This window comes from Thiomonas bhubaneswarensis, assembly GCF_001418255.1.
GTDB classification, from domain to species: Bacteria; Pseudomonadota; Gammaproteobacteria; order Burkholderiales; family Burkholderiaceae_C; genus Thiomonas; species Thiomonas bhubaneswarensis.
This window is the reverse complement of sequence record NZ_LIPV01000008.1, coordinates 19,101-41,433: the sequence shown is the minus strand read 5'-3', so window position 1 is coordinate 41,433 and position 22,333 is coordinate 19,101. Positions and strand designations below refer to the sequence as shown.

The following is a 22,333-nucleotide window of genomic DNA, read 5'->3' as shown; positions in this document are numbered from 1 at the left end:
AGACCTTCACATGAACAAGCCTTTCGATTCCCTGCCGACGGCCCCCGCGACGGGTCCAGAAATCGCCGACTTCGCCCGATCCGGCGCGCACCCCTGGCCCGAGTCCGAATGGCCCGCCCTGCGCGAGGGCGCCCGTGTGGGCGTCAGCCCGCCGCACGAATCAGCGCATCTGCACGTCAGCGGTCAGGCCACCTACACCGATGATGCGCCCGAGCTTCAGGGCACGCTGCACGCAGCGCTCGGCCTGTCGCCGCTCGCGCACGGCAAGCTGCTGGGCATCGACCTCGACCGCCTGCGCGCGCAGCCGGGCGTGGTCGGCGTATTCACCGCTGCCGACATCCCGGCCGTGAACGACTGCGGCCCCGTGGTGCACGACGACCCCATCCTCGCCGATGGCGAACTGCGCTACGTCGGCCAGCCGGTGTTTCTGGTCGTCGCCACCACGCCGACGCTCGCACGCCGTGCGGCGGCCCTGGCACGCGAGGTGATCCAGGCCGAAGCTTTGCCTGCCGTGCTGACCGCGCGAGAAGCCCATGCCCAGGGCCGGTATGTGCTGCCCCCCATGCAACTGAAGCGCGAGACGGCTCCCGGTGCGCTTGAGCAGGCGATGGCCTCGGCCCCGCACCAATTGACCGGCAGCCTGAGCGTGGGCGGACAGGAGCAGTTCTACCTTGAAGGCCAGGTGGCCTATGCCATGCCCGCTGAGAACGCCGGCATGCGCGTGCTCTGTTCCACCCAGCATCCCAGCGAGATGCAGCATGTCGTGGCGCACATGCTGGGCTGGATGCAGCATCAGGTGCAGGTGGAATGTCGGCGCATGGGCGGCGGCTTCGGCGGCAAGGAATCGCAGTCGGCGCAGTTCGCCTGCTGCGCGGCGCTGGCGGCGCACAAGCTGCAGCGGCCGGTGAAGCTGCGCCTCGACCGCGACGACGACTTCCTCATCACCGGCCGCCGCCACGGCTTCGAGTACGACTACGCCGTGGGCTTCGACGACGAAGGCCGCATCCTCGCCTACGAGGTCACGCTCATCGCCAACGCCGGACATTCCGCCGACCTCTCGGGTGCGGTGCTCACCCGTGCCATCTGCCATGTGGACAACGCCTACTGGCTGCCCAACGTCGCCATCCACGGATTCGTGGCCAAGACCAACACCCAGAGCAACACGGCATTTCGAGGCTTCGGCGGGCCGCAGGGCGCGCTCGTCACCGAGTTCGTGCTCGACGCCATCGCCCGCAAACTGGGGCACGATGCCCTGCAGGTACGCCGTGCCAACTTCTACGGTATCGGCCAAAATCATCACACGCCCTACGGCCAGGGCGTGACCGACAACGTCATCACCCCGCTGGTGGACCAGCTCGCGCAAAGCGCCGACTACTCCGCGCGCCGCGCCGACATCGCCCGCTTCAACGCCCACAGCCCCGTTCTCAAGAAGGGGCTGGCGCTCACCCCGGTGAAGTTCGGCATCTCGTTCAATGTCGTGCACCTGAACCAGGCGGGTGCGCTCGTGCACATCTACACCGATGGCAGCGTGCTGGTGAACCACGGCGGCACCGAAATGGGGCAAGGGCTGAACACCAAGGTGGCGCAAGTCGTCGCCGACGAACTGGGGCTGGACTTCGCCGCCGTGCGCTGCACCGCCACCGACACCCACAAGGTGGCGAACACCTCGGCCACCGCTGCCTCCACGGGGGCCGACCTCAATGGCATGGCCGCGCAGGATGCCGCCCGCACCCTGCGCCAGCGCCTGGCGGCCTTCGCCGCAGAACGGTACGGCGGTCGCCCCGAGACGGTGCGGTTCAGTGGAGGCATGGTGCATACGGGCGATGTCACCCTGCCCTTTGCCACCCTGGTGCAACAGGCCTATGTTGCGCGGGTGCAGCTGTGGAGCGACGGTTTCTACACCACACCCGACCTGCATTGGGATGCCAAGACACTCACCGGCCACCCGTTCTATTACTTCGCCTACGGTGCCGCGGTCAGCGAAGTGCTGGTCGATACCCTGACCGGCGAATGGCGACTGCTGCGCGCCGATCTGCTGCACGACGCGGGCAACTCGCTCAATCCGGCCATCGACATCGGGCAGATCGAGGGTGCCTTCATCCAGGGCATGGGCTGGCTCACGCTGGAAGAACTGGTGTGGCATCCGAAAACCGGCCTGCTGCTCACCCACGCCCCCAGCACCTACAAAATTCCCACCGCCAACGACTGCCCGCCGACGTTTCGCACCGCGCTTTTTTCCAACCCCAACGCTCAGCCCACCATCCATCGCTCCAAGGCAGTCGGCGAGCCGCCTTTGCTCTTGCCCTTCTCGGTCCTGTTGGCGATACGCGACGCCATCTCAGCCGTCGGTGACCATCGCATCGATCCACCCCTGCGTGCGCCGGCCACGCCCGAGGTCATACTCGACGCCATCGACGCGGTGCGCGCCGCTGCTTGAACATCCCGCCATGCATCGCGAACCGAACTCTCAAGCCGTGCTCAGCGCCGAGGCCGAGCAGGCACCCTGGGTGCGCATCACCCTCAGCCGCGTGCGCGGCTCGGCGCCGCGCGAACAAGGCACCTGCATGCTGGTCGGAGCCACGCAAACCCGCGGCAGCATCGGCGGCGGGCATCTGGAATACCAAGCCATCGCCACCGCGCGACAACTGCGTGTACGCTGGGCCGCCGGAAATACAGCCGAACCGCATTTTGAAAGCCACGCCCTCGGCCCCGCGCTCGGGCAATGCTGCGGCGGTCATGTCGAGCTGCGCTTCGAGCACGCGGCCAGCGGCGCGCTGCCCACACCTGCGCCGCTGTTCCATCTGCTGCTTTTCGGCGCCGGCCATGTCGGCCGCGCCCTGGTGCGCGCCCTGCGTCCCCTGCCGTGTACGGTTGACTGGATCGATGAGCGCAAGCAGGCGTTCCCGCCCGACGCGCTTGCACCCGACGTCGCCACCTCATGGCCCTCCACGCTGCACATCCTGGCCGTGGACGTCCCGGAAGCCGAAGTCGCCACGGCGCCGCCCGGTGCGTTCTATCTGGTCATGACCCACAGCCACGACCTCGATTTCCGCATTGGCGAGACCATTCTGCGGCGCAACGACATCGGCTGGTTCGGCCTTATCGGTTCGGCCACCAAGCGCGCCCGGTTTCTGCGGAGATGGGCCGAGCGCGGCGTTCCTGAAGCTGCGCAGCAGCGCCTGGTCTGTCCCGTGGGCATCCCCGGGATAGAGGGCAAAGAGCCCGAAGTGATCGCCGCCTCGGTGGCGGCGCAGTTGCTGCAGGTGGCGGCACAGATCGGTTGATCGGCCTCCGCCCCGTTCCCCGTCAATCGTCCAGCAGATCGGCGTTGCGCACTGCGCCCTTGTCGGCGCTGGTCACCAGCTTGGCATAGGCCTTGAGCGCCTGGCTCACCTTGCGGGCACGCGGGGCCGCGGGCTTCCAGCCTCGGGCATCCTGCTCGGCGCGGCGGCGGGCCAGTTCGTCGTCGCTCACGTCCACGCGCACCACGCGGTTCGGAATGTCGATGACGATGCGGTCGCCCGTCTGCACCAGACCGATGGCGCCGCCTTCGGCCGCTTCCGGCGAGACATGGCCGATCGACAGCCCTGCCGTTCCACCCGAGAAGCGGCCGTCGGTGATGAGGGCGCAGACCTTGCCCAGCCCCTTCGATTTGAGATAGCTCGTCGGGTAGAGCATTTCCTGCATGCCCGGGCCGCCGCGCGGACCTTCGTAGCGGATGACGACCACGTCACCCGGCTTGATCTGGCCGCCCAGAATCGCTTCCACCGCAGCGTCCTGGCTCTCCAGCACCACAGCAGGGCCGGAGAAGGTGAGAATGCTCTTGTCCACCCCGGCCGTCTTGACGATGCAGCCGCGTTCGGCCAGGTTGCCGAACAGCACGGCCAGGCCGCCGTCGGCGCTGTAGGCATGTGCCACATCGCGGATGCAGCCTGCCGCGCGATCGGTGTCCAGCGTGTCGTAGCGGCAGCTCTGAGAGAACGCCTGGGTGCTGCGCACACCCGCCGGGCCGGCCCGGTAGAAGGTCTGCACATCGGCGTCGGGCTGGCGCGCGATGTCCCAGGCCTCGAGTGCGGCGGCCAACGAGGGCGAATGCACCGTCGGCACGCTGGTGTCGAGCAGCCTGGCGCGGTCGAGTTCGCCCAGAATGGCCATCACGCCACCGGCGCGGTGCACGTCTTCGAGGTGGTAGTGGCTCGACGGCGCCACCTTGCACAGCGTAGGCACCTTGCGCGACAGGCGGTCGATGTCGCTCATGCCGAAATCGACGCCGCCTTCCTGCGCCGCCGCCAGCAGGTGCAGTACGGTGTTGGTCGATCCGCCCATGGCGATATCGAGCGACATGGCGTTCTCGAACGCCGCCTTGCAAGCGATGCGGCGCGGCAGCACGCTGTCGTCATTGCCCTCGTAATAACGGCGGGCCAGATCGACGATGGTGCGCCCCGCCCGGCGGAACAATTGCTCACGGTCGGCATGGGTGGCCACCAGCGATCCATTGCCCGGCAGCGACAGGCCGAGCGCCTCGGTGAGGCAGTTCATCGAGTTGGCGGTGAACATGCCCGAGCACGAGCCGCAGGTCGGGCAGGCCGAACGCTCGATGTCCTGCACGTCGGCATCCGACACCTTGTCGTCGGCGGCGGCCACCATGGCGTCGATCAGATCGAGCGAGATCACCTTGCCGGCCAGCCGCGTCTTGCCGGCTTCCATCGGCCCACCCGAGACGAACACCACCGGAATGTTCAGCCGCAGCGCCGCCATCAGCATGCCCGGGGTGATCTTGTCGCAGTTGGAAATGCACACCAGCGCGTCGGCCGTGTGCGCGTTGCACATGTACTCCACGCTGTCGGCAATGATGTCGCGCGAGGGCAGGCTGTAGAGCATGCCGTCATGCCCCATGGCGATGCCGTCATCCACCGCGATGGTGTTGAACTCCTTGCCCACGCCCCCGGCCTTCTCGATTTCCTCGATCACCAGTTGTCCAAGGTTCTGCAGGTGCACATGGCCGGGCACGAACTGCGTGAACGAATTGGCCACGGCGATGATGGGCTTGCCGAAATCGCCATCCTGCATGCCGGTGGCGCGCCACAGTGCGCGGGCACCGGCCATGTTGCGGCCGGCAGTGCTGGTACGGGAACGGTAGGCGGGCATGAAACGACTCTCCTGATTGAACATGATGGATGGCTTGAACCTGAATTGTCCAAACCCTCGGCTATATTGAACAATACATTTTTGAGGGTGGCGCCATATGCCAGACGAATCATGGAACTACGGCAGCTTCGGTATTTCGTCGCCATTGCAGAACAGGGCAGCTTCTCGCGCGCGGCCGAACGGCTGCACGTCTCGCAGCCGCCGCTGTCCACCCAGATCAAGGCGCTCGAAGACGAGATCGGCGTGCAGTTGCTAGCGCGCAGCAACCGCGGCGTGGTGCTCACCACCGCTGGCGCGGCCTTCCTCGAAGACATTCGTTCCCTCCTCGGTCAGCTCGAACACGCCGTCGAGCGCACAAGGAGTATCGAGAACGGCGATGCCGGCACCCTGTCCATCGGCTTCGTATCCATCGCCGACTTCGGCATCCTCCCGCCCACCCTCAAGAGCTTTCGCACGCGGTATCCGCAGGTGGACGTGCAGTTGCACGAACTCACCACCGACGCCCAGATCCGCGAGCTTCGCGCCGCCGAGCTCGATCTCGGCATCGGCCTGGCGCCTGTGGACGAACCCGGCCTGACCTTCACCAGCCTGCAGCACGAACCGCTGATGCTCGCCGCGCCGACCACCCACCCCATCCTGCGTGGCGAAGGCGCCGTCGATCTGCGCGCCCTGGCCAAAGAGCCGTTCATCGTGCCACCGCGCAACATCGGCCCGGGTCTGTACGACCTCACCCTCAGCCTGTGCCAGGCCGCAGGCTTCGCCCCCCGCATCACCCAGCACGCCCGGCAGATGCAGACCGTCATCGGCCTGGTGTCCTGCGGCATGGGCGTGGCCCTCGTGCCGGCTTCCCTGCGCAACCTCAAGCGCTCCGGCGTGCAGTACCGCCCACTGCTCGGCCAACCCGCCACCATCGAACTCGGCATTCTTCACGCCACGCAGACCACCAACCCCATGCGCGACAACTTCATTCAAACACTGCGCGAGGCGGCTCAGCGGCTGGCGCAACCGTAGAGCGCTGCGGTGATCTGTCCTCGGTTCAGTCCACGCTGATGGCCTGCGCCAGATTCTGGCCGCCGGACTGGGTGAACCTGACCTCGACCTTGGCGCCATTGGCCAGTGTGCCCCCCTTGGGAACGACGTTGTTGATCTGGATGGTCAGCGCGTTGACCTCGAAGCTGGTCGTGTTCAGGTTGTAGAGAATGCCCTGGGTCTCGAACATCGGGGTGGATGCGCCATCGCCACCATCCGATGCGTCAGCCACTCCCTGGTACGACACGGTGTAGGCCTGCAAGCCTGCGGCCGTCTTGGTGGCTTCGACCTCGACATTGGCACCGTTGATCAGTTGTGCCTGGCTGCCATTGCTGAACACCACGTTGGGTGCCAGCGTCACCTGAAAAGTCTGCGTGACACCATCGTCCACTGCCGTCAGCGTGAACACGCCGCTCGCCAGATTGACCGCGCTGACCGAACCCTGATAGTCCACAGTGGAGCCATCAGGCGCGGCGCCATGGACGTTGACACTGCTTGCGGTAACAACATTGCCGGGGCCTGCAGCCAGATGACCCACCACATCCACGAAGGCGCCGTTGCGCAAGGACGCAGCCGAGCCGTTCGAGAACACCACGTTCGCAGAAGAGGCATCAACTGGCACCCCGCGCACCAGGAAGTTACCGGGACTCACAAAGCCGGTGATGGTGCCGCGCAGTTCAACCTGCGATGGATCGACCGCATAGGCGCGCAGACCCGTGGCGACGAGCATCCCCGTGGTCGCTATGGCGTTACCCTGAACTACGACATAGGCTCCGTTGAACAGTCCCTGTACCGCACTGACAAGGGTGGGCGCGCTGGCATCAACTGGAATACCCGACACCGTGAAGTGATTGCCCGTCAATTGCGCCACCAGACCGCCGATCTGCGTCTGACCGGAACTGCCCTGCAGGGTGCGCACGCCGATCGCCCCCGCCAGGATGACCCCATTGGCGGTCGGCGGCACGTTGCTCCACACGTTGACCAACTGGCCGTTCGCCAGCGCCTGTCCAGCCGGTGAAATCTGAGTGGCAGCGCTGAATTGAACCGTGCGGTTGCCGATCTGGAAGATGTTGCTAGCGCCGTCAAGATGAGTTACCAGGCCGGTCAATCGCGTTACAGGGTTGCTGGACGGCAGTTGCTCGATGCGTGTGGCTTGGACATAACCTTGCCCTGACGAGTCGAGACCAAACGCTCCGTGCACTTCGAGCTGCATGCCGTTGCTCAAGCTGGAAAATCCATTCAAGCCCGAGTAATACGTTATGGGGCCTGCAGCGGGGTTGGTGTTGATCTGTACCCTGACACCGTTGATGGTGAACCCGTTTGCGCTGAGATCGGACACCGGCCCCATGAGTTCGGGATCGATCACCACCTTCGTCGGCTGACCATTTGCGTCGAGGCGGATTTCCAGCCTGTCTCCAAGACCGACTGCCGTCGACGTGGTCTGCTCCTCGGCGTCCTGGTCGGTACCCGCGTAATAAAGCGATGAGGCGCTGTTGTAGGGCGTGCCGTCAAGCACTACGCTGCCGAACCCCGTCACGGTGCCGGTAGAAATGCCCGTACCGCCCGTGCCTACGCCTCCGTTTATCGCCACAGTGCTGCCGCCGCCGCATGATGCCAAGGATGCGAGCAGCGCTACAAGCGCCAAAGCGCCCAAACCAGCAATCCATCGCCTAATCCTCATCCCCGCCTCCATTTGCCGCAGACTCCCCGGCGTGATTCCGCGGGACGGCAGCGCCACCCTCACTTCGTGAGCCGTCTTTTGCCTCATCCTCTGCCCAGTAGTACGCGCCAAACCGCACACGGCAGTTGGCATCGCTCCGGTCCTTGTCAGCCTCATACCGTCGCGTGGCTTCGGCAATCATCTCGCTGCGAGCCTGGGCCCAGAGCTTGCGCGCCAATTCCCCAAGTTCTTTGGCTGTTTCGGGCGTAACCCCCTCTGCAAACACGCTTTGCTCCAGCCTTGGAGGCTGCCCGAGCAGATTGGCCACCGCTGCCGAGGCGTGGTCAGCCAGATTGGCGCCGAACAAGTCGAGCAGGTCGCGCGAGCCCGCGGGTGGCACGAAGCCTTCCTGATGCGGCACGATGATGTCCCGGCCCTTCACGGTCTTGACAGTCACCAGTCCCAGGCGCAACAACTCGGTCAGGGCCGTGTAGGGATGGACGTCCTGCGTCACGCTGCGCGCCAAAGTGTCGAACGAGGGCGCAGGCCCCAGCCGCGGCAAGGGGCGCGGACGCCTGCGGCGGTCGCGATACAACGGGTCTTGCACCCAACGCGCGAATATCCGCGAACTGATCGACACTTCCTTCTCGATGCGGCTGCTCAAGCCTTGCATGCGCCAGGCGCGCACATCCTTGCGGTGCACGCCGCTGAGCAGGCTGATGGCCGAATCGGTTGCGTTTTGCCCCGAGCGCAGCAACTCGAGTCGAGCCTGCTCGATGAACAAAGGCTTGAGTTCGGCCGCCAGCCGCGTGTAGTCGACCCCGCTGGCCAACAGAAGTCGCGCCAGTGGCCCCATGACCTGTACCAGCGCACGCAGCACGTCCTCCGTCGACGGAAGCGGATGCTCAACTGAACGCGCAGCTGGCAGATGTCGCGGGGGGCGCCCCATGATGATTTGAAAAGGAAGAAAACGGCCAGGAGGAACTGGACGAAAGTGTATCGCAAAAATTTTTATTGCATGTGATATTTTCCCATCTATTATGTGGTCAGACGCGCACCGTCTCTTGACCGCTCAGCCACTTCATGGAGTCCCACATGCAGCCTATCCACCACGGCGCACGCGCCACACGCACCCTCCTTCCTCTGGCCGCAGCGCTGGCGCTCGCCCTCAGCGCCTGCGGCGGTGGCGGCGGCAGTACGGCCTCGGTCAACCCCACGGCAGCCAACACCACGCTCAAGGGTGCGGTGATCGACGCCCCGATCGCCAACGCCACGGTCACTTTCACCACGGTTGCGCCCATGGGGCAGCCGGGGGCCATCGTCGTTGGCACAGCAACGGCCGACACCAGTGGCAACTACACGGTGCAAGCCACGCTGCCCAATACGGGGGTTCCGCTGTTCGCCAACGCCACATCGCCAGATGGCAAGGTGGTGCTCACCGCCTACATGGGCGCCAGCAACACCGTACTCGCGGCCGGCTCACTCACTTCGGCCAATCTGCCCAATCTGGTCATCAGTCAGGTGACGACCGCGGCGCTGGCGGTCTACATCGCCTCGGGTGGCAGCTACGCCAGCCTCACCCCTACGTTGTACGCTGCGCTGCTGTCGCAGCACCACGACGACATTCTGGCGCTGTCTGCCGCCATCAAGGCTGTGGCCGATGGCTATTGCGCCCGTCCCGCTGGCTACCGCGATACCGATGACATGGCGCACGACATCGCCAAAAAAGGCATGGCGAGTGCCACGTCGAGCGCGCTCAGCTCCGCCTCCACCACCCTGGGATCGAGTTGCGACGGCAACCTCAAGGCGCTGATGCAATACATCTCTTCCGATGATCGCTGGGCGCCCGAACTCGATCTCGGTGACGTCCTCGAGCAAGGTGCCCCTGTCGTGTCGGCTGGCACCTATAGCCTGCAGGGCGTGTTGGCGCAGTCAGGCATGAGCGCCCTGCCCCAGTTGCCCTCGCCACCCGCCTCCACGGCGTCGGCCGCGTCCATGCCAGCGCCCGTCGCCACACTGCCACCTGGCATTCTCAACAGCGTGGTGACCGTGGATGCCGCGGGCAATCTCAGCTCGAGCGATGGCAGCATCACCGGGGTCATCGTGGGCAATCTCATCACCCTGACCGTCAATGATGGCCAGGGCCACACCTACACTCTGGCCGGCAAGGCCGGGATGCTGCCCATTGGACTTGTGCTCGGCGGCACGCCTCCCGCCCCCGCACCCAGCATGCCGGCCAGCAGCGCGTCGTCTGCTGGCAGCAGCAACGTGGCTACCACTGGTTACGGTCTGCGCATGGGCGGCCGTACCCAGTCCGGCGGTGTGTTGACCCGCTTCGACGCGGTGCTGGTGCCGCAGAACAGCCAGCCGGTCTGGACGCAACTTGGACAGAGCGGCAGATCGTACGACAACGGGATCAACTGCGGCAGCAGCAGCGGCATGTTCGGCGTGCGGCTGATGGGCACCGGCGCCACCGTGGGCGGGCTGGTGCTGGGTGCCTGCGTCATGCCGCAGACTGCCGGGCTGGATCTGAGCCCTGCCACGCAAGGCGGCAGTGGCCACGAGTATGGTGACGACGACCTCAAACCCGGTGCCAGCGTGAGCTTCACCAGCTTCTCTCTGAACAACACCAGCAGCACGCCTTACATCCTCAGCGCGTCTGCAGTCATCTCCATCAACCAGTCCAACCCTTCGGGCAAGACCAGCACCTTGAACGGCCAGATGTTCTACGTCCTCGGCGCCAAGGACATGATCTACAGCACGGGTTCGAGCAGCAGTGTGTCCAACGGGCTGTTCGTGATGAACGAAAACCCACTCGACACGCTGCAGGAAAGCCACAACGGACAGGATCACTGAACGTGGACTCGCCCGGTCTGCTGACCACGGCGGCACCGCACATTTGCCGCCCCACGGGCCCCTGGCTGTCCGCCGGGGCGAACTTGCGTGGCAGCGACGCCTTTCCGCGCGCGCAACTGCGCCTCGCGCTGCAAGAGCAGCGTCTGCGCGCGGCGTACCAGACCATCTTCCGCCTGCACGATCAGCAGCCCGTGGGGCAGGAAGCCCTGGCGCGCTTACTCACTCCGCAAGGGCGCGTGGTGGACGCGCAGGCCTTCATCGACACAGCCTCGGCCATCGGCCTGGAACCCCGCATCGACGCCGACATCACGGCACAGGCCATGGCCGAAGGGTCCTTCCAGGGCAAGATGTTCATGAACTGCTCCAGTGCGTTTCTGGCAGAGCCTTCCTGCGTCGATAAGCTGCAACTGCAACACCGCCAATGGCTGGAGCAGCAGCTCGGCAGCGCGCAGCGGTTTACTCCGTGGGTGCTCGAAATCACCGAACGCAACCTCCATACCGACCCCGTGCGGCTTCGTGACAATCTGGAGCCGCTCCTCGATCTCGGCTTCGAGTTGGCGCTCGATGACTTCGGCAGCAATCACAGCGCCTACCCCTATCTCGCCGCCCTGCCCATTCGCTATCTCAAGATCGACCGCGGGCTGGTACAGGCCAGCATGACCATACCTCGAAGTGAGTTGATCCTGCGCCATCTGTTGCACCTGGCGCAGGACATGCGCCTCATCACCATCGCCGAGGGCATCCAAGACACGACGACGTTGCGCTGGATGCAGGACATCGGCGTGCACTGGGGCCAGGGCTTCTTCTGGACTCGACCTGACCGTGCCACCTCGACAACTGCTCTTTTTTGATCTCCTTTTCCAATCCTGCGCCGTGACAGCCAGCCATGACGGTCAATACCTCCATGAACAAACTCTCAGTCAGAACCCTCCTCGTAGCAGCTTTGAGTGCTGCTGCCCTTTCCCCTGCGCATGCGGGCGACGACCCGCTGTGGTCTCTGTCCATCGGTGTTCCAGGGCTGGTGGGCAGCGTCGGTAATGTCTACCCCGTCGCGCCGCAGCCCGTCTATGTAGCCCCGCCCGTGCAATACGTTCCGGCCCCTGTCTACGTCTACCCAGCCCCTGTCTACGGCCCGCGTGATCGCAGGGAATGGCGACGCCACGATCACGGTCATCGTCACGAAGACGATGAAGGCGACCATTGAGCGCCCCCAGGGCTGGGCTGTGTCCAGCCCGCCCCCCCGAGGGGGTCAAGGAGACATGGGGCGGCCCGGCGTTTCCTTGAGAGCGCGTTGCATTGGTGTATCCCTGAGCACCCTTTTGATTTTCCTGACCCGTAGAGTCGCGTGACGCGACGGGATGCCTGCGACCACGCCGAGGCTGGTTGAGCTTTATTGCGTGCTTCGTGTTGACCTACATCCGTAGCGTCAACAATACACTCATCTTTCTTCACATCTGTATGCTTTCGCCCTTAGGCGACGCAGCCGATGACCGTCCTCATCTTCGAGGTCTTGGGTGAACCATGGAACCCTACGCATTGCCGCAGCCCGTAGCAGCCGATCCCGGCGCCGACAGTTCCGGCCCGGCGCGGCTCTGGGCGCGGCACCATCTGCTAGGGCTCGACGCTGTGGTGCTGCTGATCGTGGGCCTGGCCCTTTTTTGGGGGTTGGGCTCGGCGCCCATCCGCGATACGGACGAAGCGCTTTACGCCGCCATTGCACTGTCGATGGCGCATGGCGGGTCTTGGCTCATTCCGCACCTCGACGGCGTGCCCTATATCGAGAAACCGCCACTGCTGTACTGGTTGATGGCTCTGAGCTTCAAGGCCATAGGCGTGGGAGCATGGCAGGCCCGGCTGCCTGATGCCCTGGCCGCCTGGATGACCTCGTTCGGTTGCATGGTCTTCGGCCGAATGCTGGCGGCGCCAGTTGCGGGGCGCTTTGCCGCCCTGCTCACCGGTACCGCGCTCGGCTATGTGCTGATCGCCCGCACCATTCTGTTCGACCCGTTGATGGTGTTTTTCTGGCTGATCGCCCTCGCCATGGTGACCCTTGCGGTGCAGAGGAGGCAGCGCTTCTGGCTGCGAGCGGCGGCTGTGGCTGTTGCCCTGGCCACATTGACCAAGGGGCCGGTGGCCTTGCTTCTGCTCGGCCTGATCGCCGTGGTGCAACTGCTCTTCGCGCCCGGCACCTGGAAACGCGGGGCACTGCTGCGCTTTTATCTCGATCCCTGGGCCGTCGCCATTTTCCTGCTGGTCGCGGCCCCTTGGCATCTGGCAGCGATGGAGGCGCAGCACGGGTTCGCCTGGTTCTACTTCTTCAATGAAACCATCGGCCGCTTTCTCGGCACGCGCATCCCGGACGATTTTCACCACGGCCCCTGGTGGTATTACGGCCCCAAGCTGCTGATCGGTTTCTTTCAGTGGGCGCCGTGGATCGTCGTGCTCGCCTGGTTCGGCCCGCGACTGAACGACTCGAAGTCTGCGACGCTATCGGCCCGCTGGGGGCGCAATGCGGCCATCGTTCTGACGCTTTTCTACTCCTCAGCCGGCGACAAGGGTGCCTACTACCTGTTGCCGGTGATACCGCTGGTGGCCTGGTGGCTGGGGGTCAAGCTTCAGCAGGCGATGGAGCAAAGCGATCAGGCCGCAGCCGCGCTGCCGGCACGCCTGGGTCTGGCCGCAGCCGCCTTCGGGGTTGCCGCGGTCGCGCTATGGGCCGCCACGTTTACCCCGCAGCTGCATAGGGACCTGCTGCACTCCGGCCTGCCATCCGCAGACACTGCATGGCTGCTGCCGATGATCGCAGGCCTGGCACTCACATCGCTTGCCGGCGCCGTGCTTCTGCGCTCAGCGAAGTTGCACATGGGCATGGCGGTCTTCGCCCTCAGTGCCCTGGTCATGGTGCAGTTTTCAGTGCGCCTGGCGGAGGCGAAAACCGCAGACCTTTCGCAAAAGCAGGTGGCTGCCGACATGCTGCGCGAACTGCCGCCGCACACGCGGTGGTTTTCCTGGCAGACCTTCGAGGACCATGATGCCTCATTGCTGCTGTATGGCGTGAACCATCTGCAGATCGTCGACAGCACCAGCAAAGACCTCTGGTTCGGCTGCCAGCAAGCCCGGCAATCCACCTGTGTGACACCTCAAGTCTTGCTGCAAGCACGCGACAAGGGGCTGCCCGTCGCCGTCTGGGTGGCGCGCGATAGACTGCCGGGCTGGCTGCGCAGCGGTCTTTCCAAAGGGCTGAGCAGCAAAGCCTTCAAGAACAGCGTGGTGTATTACAGCCGAGGCGATTGACGCAGCTTCGGTGAACGCGGGCGCCCTGCGCTTTGTTGACCTGCCACCTCACACGGGCAGACGCCCGTCATCACGCTCCCGCAGAGAGCTGAGAAGGGCGTTGGTGAGGCTCAAACAGAAAAGCCCGGCACACATGTCCGGGCTTGCTCTGCAGGGCTCGTGGCCCAGGGTCTCTGTGCTCAATTGCCGCTCAAGTCTTTTTGCTTGAGCGCCTTGAAGCTTTTGTTCCGATAACTGATTTGGTCGGGGCGAGAAGATTCGAACTTCCGACCCCCTGCACCCCATGCAGGTGCGCTACCAGGCTGCGCTACGCCCCGACGACCAAAGCTCATAATCTTACACCAACTTTCAATGTTCAATCAAACTTCTTCGAATCGCGAGAAGCTCCGAACGGAGTTCATCGATGCTTCGAATGGCGGGCAGCAATGTATGCCCCTGCGGGACGGTGGCGATCTCGGCAGAACCGCTGTCGTGAACATCGTCGCCGACGTTGCCGAGCCGCGCACGCGCGCCGCTGATGGTGAAGCCCTGCTCGTACAGCAGTTCACGAATGCGTCGAATCAGCAGAACTTCGTGATGCTGGTAGTAGCGCCGGTTGCCCCGGCGTTTCATGGGACGCAGTTGCGCAAACTCCTGTTCCCAGTAGCGCAGCACATGCGATTTGACACCGCACAGTTCGCTGACTTCGCCGATGGTGAAGTAGCGTTTCGCAGGGATGGGTGGCAAAGCCGGGACGGCGCTCATGGCGTGAGGCGAAGGGCAGAAAGAGGTGCAATCGATTCAGCTCGACATTTTGCCGCATGGCCGACGCGCCGGACCAGACAGGCGCACTGCAGACGTCGAGATCATGAGGATGCGCGCATCACGACTCGGTCGCAGCCGCCGCGTTGGGAACATCGCTTTGCAGTTGGTGCTTGAATTTGTGGCTGGCGTGAAAGATGACCACTCGCCGCGCAGCGATCGGGATGATTTCTCCCGTGCGGGGATTGCGGCCAGGTCGCTGCGCCTTTTCACGCAGCTGGAAATGTCCGAAACCGGACAGCTTGACGTCTTCCCCACGCCCCAATGCGTCCCGGATCTGGTCGAAGAAGGCATCGACCATATCCTTGGACTCGCGCTTGTTCAGGCCGATGCGTTCGTAAAGCTGTTCGGCGAGTTCAGCCTTGGTCAGTGTCGGTGTCTGCACCGATTCGATCTGTATGCGCCCCATGTGTCTTCCTGTTGGCAATATTTTTGTGTTGGCCTCTGCGCTCAGCCCCTGAGTTCAGCGCCGGTGGCCTTGGCGACCGCAGCGACTAAGGCCTGGCAGGCGGCATCGACGCGCTCGTCGGTCAAGGTCTGCTTGTCCTGCAATTGCAACCGGAACGCCATGCTTCGCGTCGTCGATTCTCCCGGCGGACAGAAAACATCGAAGAGATTCGCCTCCCGGATGATGCCGCAAACAGGGATGTTCCGAATGGCGGTTTGTACCGCTTCCTGCATTTGCGCAAACGTGATCGCCGCCGGAACCTGAAACGCGAGATCGCGCTGCACGGCGGGAACGCGAAGAATGGCCTCGAACATCGGCAGACGTTGATTCTGGAGCGCGCTCGCGTCGAGCTCAAAGACGACGGGTGCGAACTGGAGGTGATACCGCTGAACCCACTGCGGATGCAGTTCGCCCACAACCCCCAGGCTTTGCCCGTCGAGCAACACCTCGGCACTGCGACCTGGGTGGAGCGCCGGATGCTCAACGGTTCGCCATTCCACCCTGCCCGCGCCTTCGCACAGCGCCTGCACATCGCCTTTCACGTCGTAGAAATCGACACGTCGCTCCTGAGTGCCCCATTGCACCGGCACGACCGCGCCGTAGGCCAGACCGGCCAGCCGCATGGGTTGCCGCACGCCGACAACCTGCAGCGGGCCGTCGAGCGCCGCAGCGTCGCGGATGAAGACGCGCCCGAGTTCGAACACCCTCAGGCGTTTGGCGCGATGATTGAGGTTCTCCGCCAGCACGTTGACCAGAGAGCCAATCAGCGTGGAGCGCATCACCGACATTTGCGAGACGATGGGGTTGAGCAGTCGGATGGGCTCGGCCTGCCCGGCGAAGTCCTGCTCCCAATGCGCATCGACAAACGAGAAGTTGATGGTTTCCTGGTAACCCAGCGCGGCCGCCTTCAAGCGCAGGCTGTGCAGGCTGCGCCGGCCTTCAGGCACGGGGAGCGGACTGAGCCGCGCCACAGGCGCCTGCACCGGAATGTGCTGATACCCGTGAATGCGCGCGACCTCCTCGATCAGGTCTTCCTCGATTTCGAGGTCGAACCGTTCGCTGCCCGGCGTCACGGTCCAAACCGGACCGTCGCGGCCCTGCTCCAGTTCGGCCTTCAGGCCCAGGCGGGTGAAAATCTCACCCATGCGCTGGGTGCCGATCGGAATGCCGATGACCTTCTCGCAGCGCGCCACGCGCATGCGCACAGGCAGGCGCTGGGGCAGTCGGGTGATCTGGTCGTCGGCCGGACCGGCCTGGCCGCCGCAGATGTCCAGAATCAGCGCCGTGATCGCATCGAGATGCTCGACCGTGGTGGCATAGTCGACACCGCGTTCGAAGCGCGCTGCGGCGTCCGTCGAAAAATTCAGTTTGCGCGCCCGGCCGCGGATCGCATCGGGCCACCAGAAGGCGGCTTCGAGATAGATGTCGGTGGTGTCCAGCGTCACCGCCGTCGACTCGCCCCCCATGATGCCGGCCAGCGACTCGACGCCGTTCTCCGCGGCGATCACGCCCATGTCGGCGCTCAACGTGACCGCCTGTCCGTTCAACAACTCGAGCTGCTCGCCCTCGCGAGCCCAGCGCACGGTGAGCGCTCCACGAATCTTGGCCAGATCGAACACATGGCTCGGCCGCCCCAGTTCGAGCATGACATAGTTGGAGATGTCGACCAAGGCCGAAATACTGCGCTGGCCGCTGCGCTCCAGGCGCGTCTTCATCCACTGCGGCGTCTCGGCACGAGCATTCACGCCTCGGATGATTCGGCCGGAAAAGCGACCACACAGGTCGGGTGCCTCGATGCGCACCGGCAGCCGGTCCGAAATCGTCGGCACCACGGGCTTGAAAACCGGCTTGTTGAAAACGGCCCCAGTCACCGCCGACACCTCACGGGCGACACCCATCACACTCAGGCAATGCCCCAGATTGGGAGTGAGCTTGATGGTGAACACCGACTCGTCCAGCGCCAGCGCCTTGCGCAGATCGGCACCGGGTTCGAGATCGTCAGGCAGCGCAAGCAGTCCACCGTGATCAGATGACAGTCCGAGTTCACTCGCCGAGCACAACATGCCTTGTGAATCCACGCCCCGCATCTTGGCCGCCCCGATACGCCAGACGCCTTGTCCCTCTTGCGGCAATTCGGCCCCGATGAGCGCGCAAGGCGCAGTCATGCCTGCCACGACATTGGGTGCGCCGCAGACGATTTGCAGCGGTTGAGATTGACCGGCGTCGACCTGACAGACACGCAGCTTGTCCGCATTGGGATGGGGCTGGACTTCAAGCACCCGGCCCACCACCACACCCGAGAATGCCGGTGCGGCGGCCTGCACCTCTTCCACCTCCAGACCCGCCATGGTCAAGGTCTCGGCCAGGGCCTCTGTGGTGAGCTCGGGATTGCAGAAGTGGCGCAACCAGGATTCCGGAAACTGCATGGTCAACTCTTTGTGATGTTCAGATCAGCGGCCGAGCCGCACGACGCAAGCCGAGGAGAAAGGCTCTGCTCAGGCAAACTGCTGGAGGAAACGAAGGTCGTTTTCGTAGAACAGGCGAAGATCCGAGATGCCGTAGCGCAGCATGGTGATGCGATCCAGCCCGCTGCCGAAGGCGAAACCGATGTAGCGCTCCGGGTCGAGGCCAAAATTGCGCACGACATGGGGATGCACCTGGCCCGAACCAGCCAGTTCGAGCCAGCGGCCCTTGAGCGGCCCGCTTTCGAACATCATGTCGATCTCGGCCGAAGGTTCGGTGAACGGGAAATAGGACGGACGAAACCGCACCAAAATATCGTCGCGCTCGAAAAACGCCTTCAGAAAGCCCGTGAACGTACCCTTCAGATCGGCCATGGAGACGTTCTCGTCGATCCACAGGCCTTCGAACTGGTGGAACATCGGCGAATGCGTCGCGTCGCTGTCGACACGATAGGTTCGCCCAGGCGCGATGACTTTGATCGGGGGCATTTCCGCATCCCCGGCGTACCGTTGCACATGAGCGCGGGCGTGCCGGACCTGCATCGGCGAGGTATGGGTGCGCAGCAACAGCGCCTGACCCTGCCCGTCTTTGGCGTCGACGTAGAAGGTGTCCTGCATCGAGCGCGCGGGATGATTTTGGGGGGAATTCAGCGCGGTGAAGTTGGTCCAGTCGTCCTCGATTTCCGGGCCGTCCGCCACCTCGAACCCCATCGAGCGAAAGATTTGCTCCATCCGCATCCAGCTGCGGGTCAGAGGATGCAGCCCCCCCTGGTTGCCGACGCGGCCGGGCAAGGTCACGTCGATCGCCTGCGCCTGCAGCTGCGCCTGCAACGCCGCCTGCTCGATCGCCTCACGACGCAGTTGCAGCGCCCTCTCGATGGCCTGCTTGGCGAGGTTGATCTCGGCGCCGCGCGCCTTTTTCTCGTCGGCGGGCAAGGCTGCCAGGCTCTTCATTTCCATGGTGACAAGACCGCTCTTGCCCAGATAGCGCGCCTTGGCGTTCTCCAACGAGGCAGAATCGACCGCGTGCGCAAACTCGGCCTCGGCTTGTTCGATGAGCGTTTGCAAAGGATTCATGGACTGGTAACGACGAAAGGATGGGGACAAGACGTTGTGCGCCACGACCGACAAAGAACAAAGGCCTGTGAAAACAGGCCTTTGCACCGCGTGACACCGCCGCACGAGGCGGCAAGGTGTCAGGCCATGGCAGCCTTGACTTGGGCGACGATCTTGGCAAATGCGGCGGCATCGTGCACGGCCATGTCGGCGAGCACCTTGCGGTCGATTTCGATCTGAGCCTTTTTCATACCGTTCATGAACACGCTGTAAGTCATGCCCGACTGACGCACTGCTGCGTTGATCCGGGTGATCCACAGCGAGCGGAATTCACGCTTTTTGGCACGGCGGTCGCGATAGGCGTACTGCCCAGCCTTCATCACCGCCTCTTTGGCGATGCGATAGACGTTTTTACGACGGCCGCGGAAACCCTTGGCAAGGTCGAGAACTTTCTTGTGACGTGCGCGAGCAGTCACACCACGTTTGACGCGAGGCATTTAAGACTCCTTATCCTGATTGAATGTTCGGGCTGAAACGTGATGCGCTTCAGGCGAAAGGCATCATGGCGGCAATCTGTTTCAGATCGCTGTCATGCACCGCCGTGGCTCCACGCAAGTGACGCTTGTTCTTGGTGGTCTTCTTGGTCAGGATGTGGCGCTTGAACGCTTGACCACGTTTGACAGTGCCGCCCGGACGCACGCGGAATCGCTTTGCGGCACTCTTTTTGGTTTTCATCTTGGGCATGATTGCTCCGTTAAATATGACATATCCGCAGGCGGCCTGGCGATGAACCAGTCACTTTCAAGCCCACGCACACGAGTTTTGCGGCATTCGCCCATCTGAGACAAACACTCGCCACTACGGCTTGCGCCGCAGGTTTGTTCACCACCACAAGGGACGGGAACGTACTTCTCACGGTGTGCCGCGCCGCCCACTTGGGGCGACACGCCACGCCTCTTACTTTTTCTTCTTCGGCGAGATGACCATGATCATCTGACGCCCTTCGAGCTTCGGCATCTGCTCGACCTGACCGACGTCTTCCACGTCGGCCTTCACACGTTCGAGCACACGCATACCGATGTCCTGGTGCGTAATCTCCCGCCCGCGGAAGCGGAGGCTGACTTTGCCCTTGTCGCCGTCTTCCAGAAATCTGCGGAGGTTACGCAGCTTGATCTGGTAGTCGCCATCATCCGTTGCCGGACGAAATTTGACTTCTTTGATCTGGATCTGCTTTTGCTTGAGCCGCGCTTCGTGGTTCTTCTTCTGTTCTTCGTACTTGAACTTGCCGTAATCCATCAGGCGACAGACCGGAGGCGATGCGGTCGGCGCAATTTCCACCAGATCCACATCATGCTGCTCAGCCAACTTGAGCGCCTCGGCAAGAGAAACCACCCCGATGGCTTCGCCCTCAGGCCCTATGAGACGAAGCTCGGAGAGCGTGATTTCGCGATTCAGACGATGGGCGCGTTTCTCAGGTGTGTTACGGCTTTGGAACGTAGCGATGGCTCAAACCTTTCAATTCATACAAACAATGTGCTGCCAGAACCGCATGCCTACTGACGGTCGTGTCCGCGCGACTGCACTTCCTGGGAAAGTTTCTGCGTCAGCGCCTCCAGGGACAGCACCCCGAGGTTGACATTGCCTCGCGCCCTGACCGCGATGGTTCCAGCGGCTCGCTCTTGATCACCGACCACGAGCAGATAAGGCACTTTGCTCAATGCATTTTCGCGTATTTTATAGTTGATTTTTTCGTTGCGCAAATCCAACTCGACTCTAAAGCCTTGTTTTGTCAGCGCTTGTGCAACGGAGCGGGCGTAATCCGATTGCGCATCGGTGATGTTCATCACCACCGCCTGAACCGGCGCCAGCCACAAAGGCATGGCACCTGCGTAGTGCTCGATCAGCACGCCGATGAAACGCTCCATCGACCCGACGATGGCGCGGTGCAACATGACGGGCCGCACGCGCTGCGAATGCTCGTCGACGTATTCCGCATCCAGCCGCTCGGGCATCATGAAATCGACCTGCATGGTGCCGACCTGCCAGGCGCGTCCGATCGAATCCTTCATGTGATATTCGATCTTCGGGCCGTAAAAGGCGCCCTCTCCCGGCAGTTCCTGCCAGGCCACACCGCAGGCCTGCAGCGCGGCGCGCAGCGCAGCCTCGGCCTTGTCCCAGACGGCCTCTTCGCCGATGCGCTTTTCGGGACGCAGCGCGATCTTTAGCGCGATGTCCGAGAAGCCGAAATCGGTGTACACCTGCATCGCCTGACGGTGAAAAGCGGTCACTTCGGCTTCGATCTGGTCTTCGGTGCAGAAAATATGACCATCGTCCTGCGTGAAACCGCGCACCCGCAGCAGGCCGTGCAAGGCGCCCGAGGGTTCATTGCGATGACAGGAGCCGAACTCACCGTAGCGGATGGGGAGGTCGCGATAGCTGCGCAGACCTGAATTGAAGATCTGGATATGACCGGGGCAGTTCATCGGCTTGACCGCAAACTGGCGCTTTTCCGACTCGGTGAAGAACATGTTCTCCGAGTAATTGTCCCAGTGCCCCGAGCGCTTCCACAGGCTCACATCCAGAATCTGCGGCCCTCGCACCTCCTGATAGCCACTGTCGCGGTAAACCTGTCGCATGTACTGCTCGACGGCCTGCCAAATGGCCCACCCCTTCGGGTGCCAGAATGCCAGTCCGGGCGCCTCTTCTTGGAAATGGAAGAGATCGAGTTCCTTGCCGAGCTTGCGATGGTCGCGCTTCTCAGCTTCGGCAAGGGCATGCAGATAGGCGTCCTGGTCTTCCTTCTTCGCCCAGGCCGTTCCATAAATGCGTTGCAGTTGCGCATTGCGGTGATCTCCCCGCCAGTACGCCCCCGCCACCTTCATCAACTTGAACACCTTGAGGCGCCCCGTCGAAGGCACATGCGGCCCACGGCAGAGATCGGTGAAGCCACCTTCGGAATACAGCGACACATCTTCGCCCGCGGGGATGCTGGCGATGATCTCGGCCTTGTAATGCTCGCCGAGCGACTTGAAGTACGCCACCGCGTCGTCCCGCGGCACCACCTGGCGCTTGACCGGCTCGTCCTTGCGCGCGAGTTCGGCCATACGCAGTTCGATTTGCTCGAGATCCTCGGGGGTGAAAGGACGCTTGTAGGCGAAGTCGTAGTAGAAGCCGTTGTCAATCACCGGGCCGATGGTGACCTGCGCATCCGGGTAGAGATCCTTGACGGCATAGGCCAGAAGGTGGGCCGTGGAATGGCGCAGCACCTCCAGACCCTCCGGGTCTTTGTCGGTAACGATGGCCACCTCGGCGTCCTTTGACAGGGTATAACTGGTATCGACCAGCCTGCCGTCAACTTTGGCGGCCAGGGCCGCCTTGGCCAACCCAGAGCCGATCGATTGCGCAAGCTCGGCAACCGTGAGGGGTGCCTCGAAAGCGCGTTTGGAACCGTCAGGCAGGGTGATGTGGAACATGTTGTGTCTCGCTCAAATGAAAAAAGGTGCGGCTGGACCGCACCTTTCTGTCGCAATGCACGTGCGTGCGGGCCTCTGGATCTCAGGAGGTCAGCAAGCTAGTTCG

19 protein-coding genes and 1 tRNA gene are annotated in these 22,333 nt (G+C 63.5%); 8 read left to right on the top strand and 12 right to left on the bottom strand.

Annotated features, from left to right (window positions below; all coding sequences use genetic code 11):
- Positions 1 to 10 precede the first annotated feature (10 nt).
- Positions 11 to 2,437: a xanthine dehydrogenase molybdopterin binding subunit gene (gene xdhB, locus ASC45_RS11220; RefSeq protein WP_055451131.1), complete on the top strand. Its 2,427-nt coding sequence runs from the start codon at positions 11 to 13 to the stop codon at positions 2,435 to 2,437.
- A gap of 10 nt (positions 2,438 to 2,447) precedes the next feature.
- Entirely contained in the window at positions 2,448 to 3,284 is an 837-nt protein-coding gene (gene xdhC, locus ASC45_RS11215) for a xanthine dehydrogenase accessory protein XdhC (RefSeq protein WP_055451130.1), read from the top strand.
- Positions 3,285 to 3,306: 22 nt separating this feature from the next.
- On the opposite strand, the gene ilvD is transcribed toward xdhC, so the two are convergent.
- Positions 3,307 to 5,148 carry a dihydroxy-acid dehydratase gene (ilvD, locus tag ASC45_RS11210; protein ID WP_055451251.1) on the bottom strand — a complete coding sequence of 614 codons (1,842 nt, stop codon included), beginning with the start codon at positions 5,146 to 5,148 and terminating at the stop codon, positions 3,307 to 3,309.
- 111 nt (positions 5,149 to 5,259) lie between these two features.
- Here ilvD and ASC45_RS11205 point away from each other — a divergent pair, with 111 nt between their 5' ends.
- Positions 5,260 to 6,159: a LysR family transcriptional regulator gene (locus ASC45_RS11205; RefSeq protein WP_055451129.1), complete on the top strand. Its 900-nt coding sequence runs from the start codon at positions 5,260 to 5,262 to the stop codon at positions 6,157 to 6,159.
- A 25-nt stretch (positions 6,160 to 6,184) separates the two neighbouring features.
- On the opposite strand, the gene ASC45_RS11200 is transcribed toward ASC45_RS11205, so the two are convergent.
- Together ASC45_RS11200 and ASC45_RS11195 are read right to left on the bottom strand one after the other, a co-directional pair.
- Positions 6,185 to 7,831 (bottom strand): DUF5666 domain-containing protein, encoded by a 1,647-nt coding sequence (locus ASC45_RS11200; protein ID WP_245610038.1) that lies wholly within the window; start codon positions 7,829 to 7,831, stop codon positions 6,185 to 6,187.
- Positions 7,832 to 7,847: 16 nt separating this feature from the next.
- The gene (locus ASC45_RS11195) at positions 7,848 to 8,786 is read right to left on the bottom strand and encodes a DUF6502 family protein (protein WP_245610037.1); all 939 of its coding nucleotides are present in this window, start codon (positions 8,784 to 8,786) and stop codon (positions 7,848 to 7,850) included.
- A 146-nt stretch (positions 8,787 to 8,932) separates the two neighbouring features.
- Here ASC45_RS11195 and ASC45_RS11190 point away from each other — a divergent pair, with 146 nt between their 5' ends.
- The 4 genes from ASC45_RS11190 to ASC45_RS11175 all read left to right on the top strand — a co-directional run bounded on the left by ASC45_RS11190 (position 8,933) and on the right by ASC45_RS11175 (position 13,987).
- Positions 8,933 to 10,693 (top strand): hypothetical protein, encoded by a 1,761-nt coding sequence (locus tag ASC45_RS11190; protein WP_055451127.1) that lies wholly within the window; start codon positions 8,933 to 8,935, stop codon positions 10,691 to 10,693.
- A gap of 2 nt (positions 10,694 to 10,695) precedes the next feature.
- Positions 10,696 to 11,544, top strand: a complete 849-nt coding sequence (locus ASC45_RS11185) for an EAL domain-containing protein (protein ID WP_245610036.1) — start codon at positions 10,696 to 10,698, stop codon at positions 11,542 to 11,544.
- A 35-nt stretch (positions 11,545 to 11,579) separates the two neighbouring features.
- Positions 11,580 to 11,897, top strand: a complete 318-nt coding sequence (locus tag ASC45_RS15540) for a hypothetical protein (RefSeq protein ID WP_082454373.1) — start codon at positions 11,580 to 11,582, stop codon at positions 11,895 to 11,897.
- A 317-nt stretch (positions 11,898 to 12,214) separates the two neighbouring features.
- Positions 12,215 to 13,987 (top strand): ArnT family glycosyltransferase, encoded by a 1,773-nt coding sequence (locus ASC45_RS11175; protein ID WP_082454371.1) that lies wholly within the window; start codon positions 12,215 to 12,217, stop codon positions 13,985 to 13,987.
- A gap of 240 nt (positions 13,988 to 14,227) precedes the next feature.
- Here the strand turns inward: ASC45_RS11175 and ASC45_RS11170 are convergent.
- The 8 genes from ASC45_RS11170 to infC all read right to left on the bottom strand — a co-directional run bounded on the left by ASC45_RS11170 (position 14,228) and on the right by infC (position 20,197).
- Positions 14,228 to 14,304: transfer RNA gene (locus ASC45_RS11170), tRNA-Pro, on the bottom strand.
- A gap of 31 nt (positions 14,305 to 14,335) precedes the next feature.
- On the bottom strand, positions 14,336 to 14,731 hold the full coding sequence (locus ASC45_RS11165; protein WP_055451125.1) for a MerR family transcriptional regulator: 396 nt from the start codon (positions 14,729 to 14,731) through the stop codon (positions 14,336 to 14,338).
- A 118-nt stretch (positions 14,732 to 14,849) separates the two neighbouring features.
- A complete protein-coding gene (locus ASC45_RS11160; protein ID WP_055451124.1) occupies positions 14,850 to 15,197 on the bottom strand; it encodes an integration host factor subunit alpha in 348 nt (115 codons plus the stop codon).
- 41 nt (positions 15,198 to 15,238) lie between these two features.
- A complete protein-coding gene (pheT, locus tag ASC45_RS11155; protein ID WP_055451248.1) occupies positions 15,239 to 17,662 on the bottom strand; it encodes a phenylalanine--tRNA ligase subunit beta in 2,424 nt (807 codons plus the stop codon).
- A 69-nt stretch (positions 17,663 to 17,731) separates the two neighbouring features.
- On the bottom strand, positions 17,732 to 18,775 hold the full coding sequence (gene pheS / locus ASC45_RS11150) for a phenylalanine--tRNA ligase subunit alpha (RefSeq protein ID WP_055451123.1): 1,044 nt from the start codon (positions 18,773 to 18,775) through the stop codon (positions 17,732 to 17,734).
- Positions 18,776 to 18,894: 119 nt separating this feature from the next.
- The gene (gene rplT, locus ASC45_RS11145) at positions 18,895 to 19,251 is read right to left on the bottom strand and encodes a 50S ribosomal protein L20 (RefSeq protein ID WP_013105707.1); all 357 of its coding nucleotides are present in this window, start codon (positions 19,249 to 19,251) and stop codon (positions 18,895 to 18,897) included.
- 49 nt (positions 19,252 to 19,300) lie between these two features.
- Complete coding sequence (rpmI, locus tag ASC45_RS11140) at positions 19,301 to 19,498, bottom strand: 50S ribosomal protein L35 (RefSeq protein ID WP_013123033.1); 198 nt, start codon at positions 19,496 to 19,498, stop codon at positions 19,301 to 19,303.
- 213 nt (positions 19,499 to 19,711) lie between these two features.
- Positions 19,712 to 20,197 carry a translation initiation factor IF-3 gene (infC, locus tag ASC45_RS11135; RefSeq protein ID WP_055451122.1) on the bottom strand — a complete coding sequence of 162 codons (486 nt, stop codon included), beginning with the start codon at positions 20,195 to 20,197 and terminating at the stop codon, positions 19,712 to 19,714.
- On the opposite strand from infC, the gene ASC45_RS16070 reads away from it, so the two are divergent.
- Positions 20,105 to 20,314, top strand: a complete 210-nt coding sequence (locus tag ASC45_RS16070; protein ID WP_245610035.1) for a hypothetical protein — start codon at positions 20,105 to 20,107, stop codon at positions 20,312 to 20,314. The two genes, infC and ASC45_RS16070, sit on opposite strands and share 93 nt — an antisense overlap.
- Here the strand turns inward: ASC45_RS16070 and thrS are convergent.
- Entirely contained in the window at positions 20,308 to 22,227 is a 1,920-nt protein-coding gene (thrS, locus tag ASC45_RS11130; protein ID WP_055451121.1) for a threonine--tRNA ligase, read from the bottom strand. The two genes, ASC45_RS16070 and thrS, sit on opposite strands and share 7 nt — an antisense overlap.
- Positions 22,228 to 22,333: the final 106 nt, after the last annotated feature.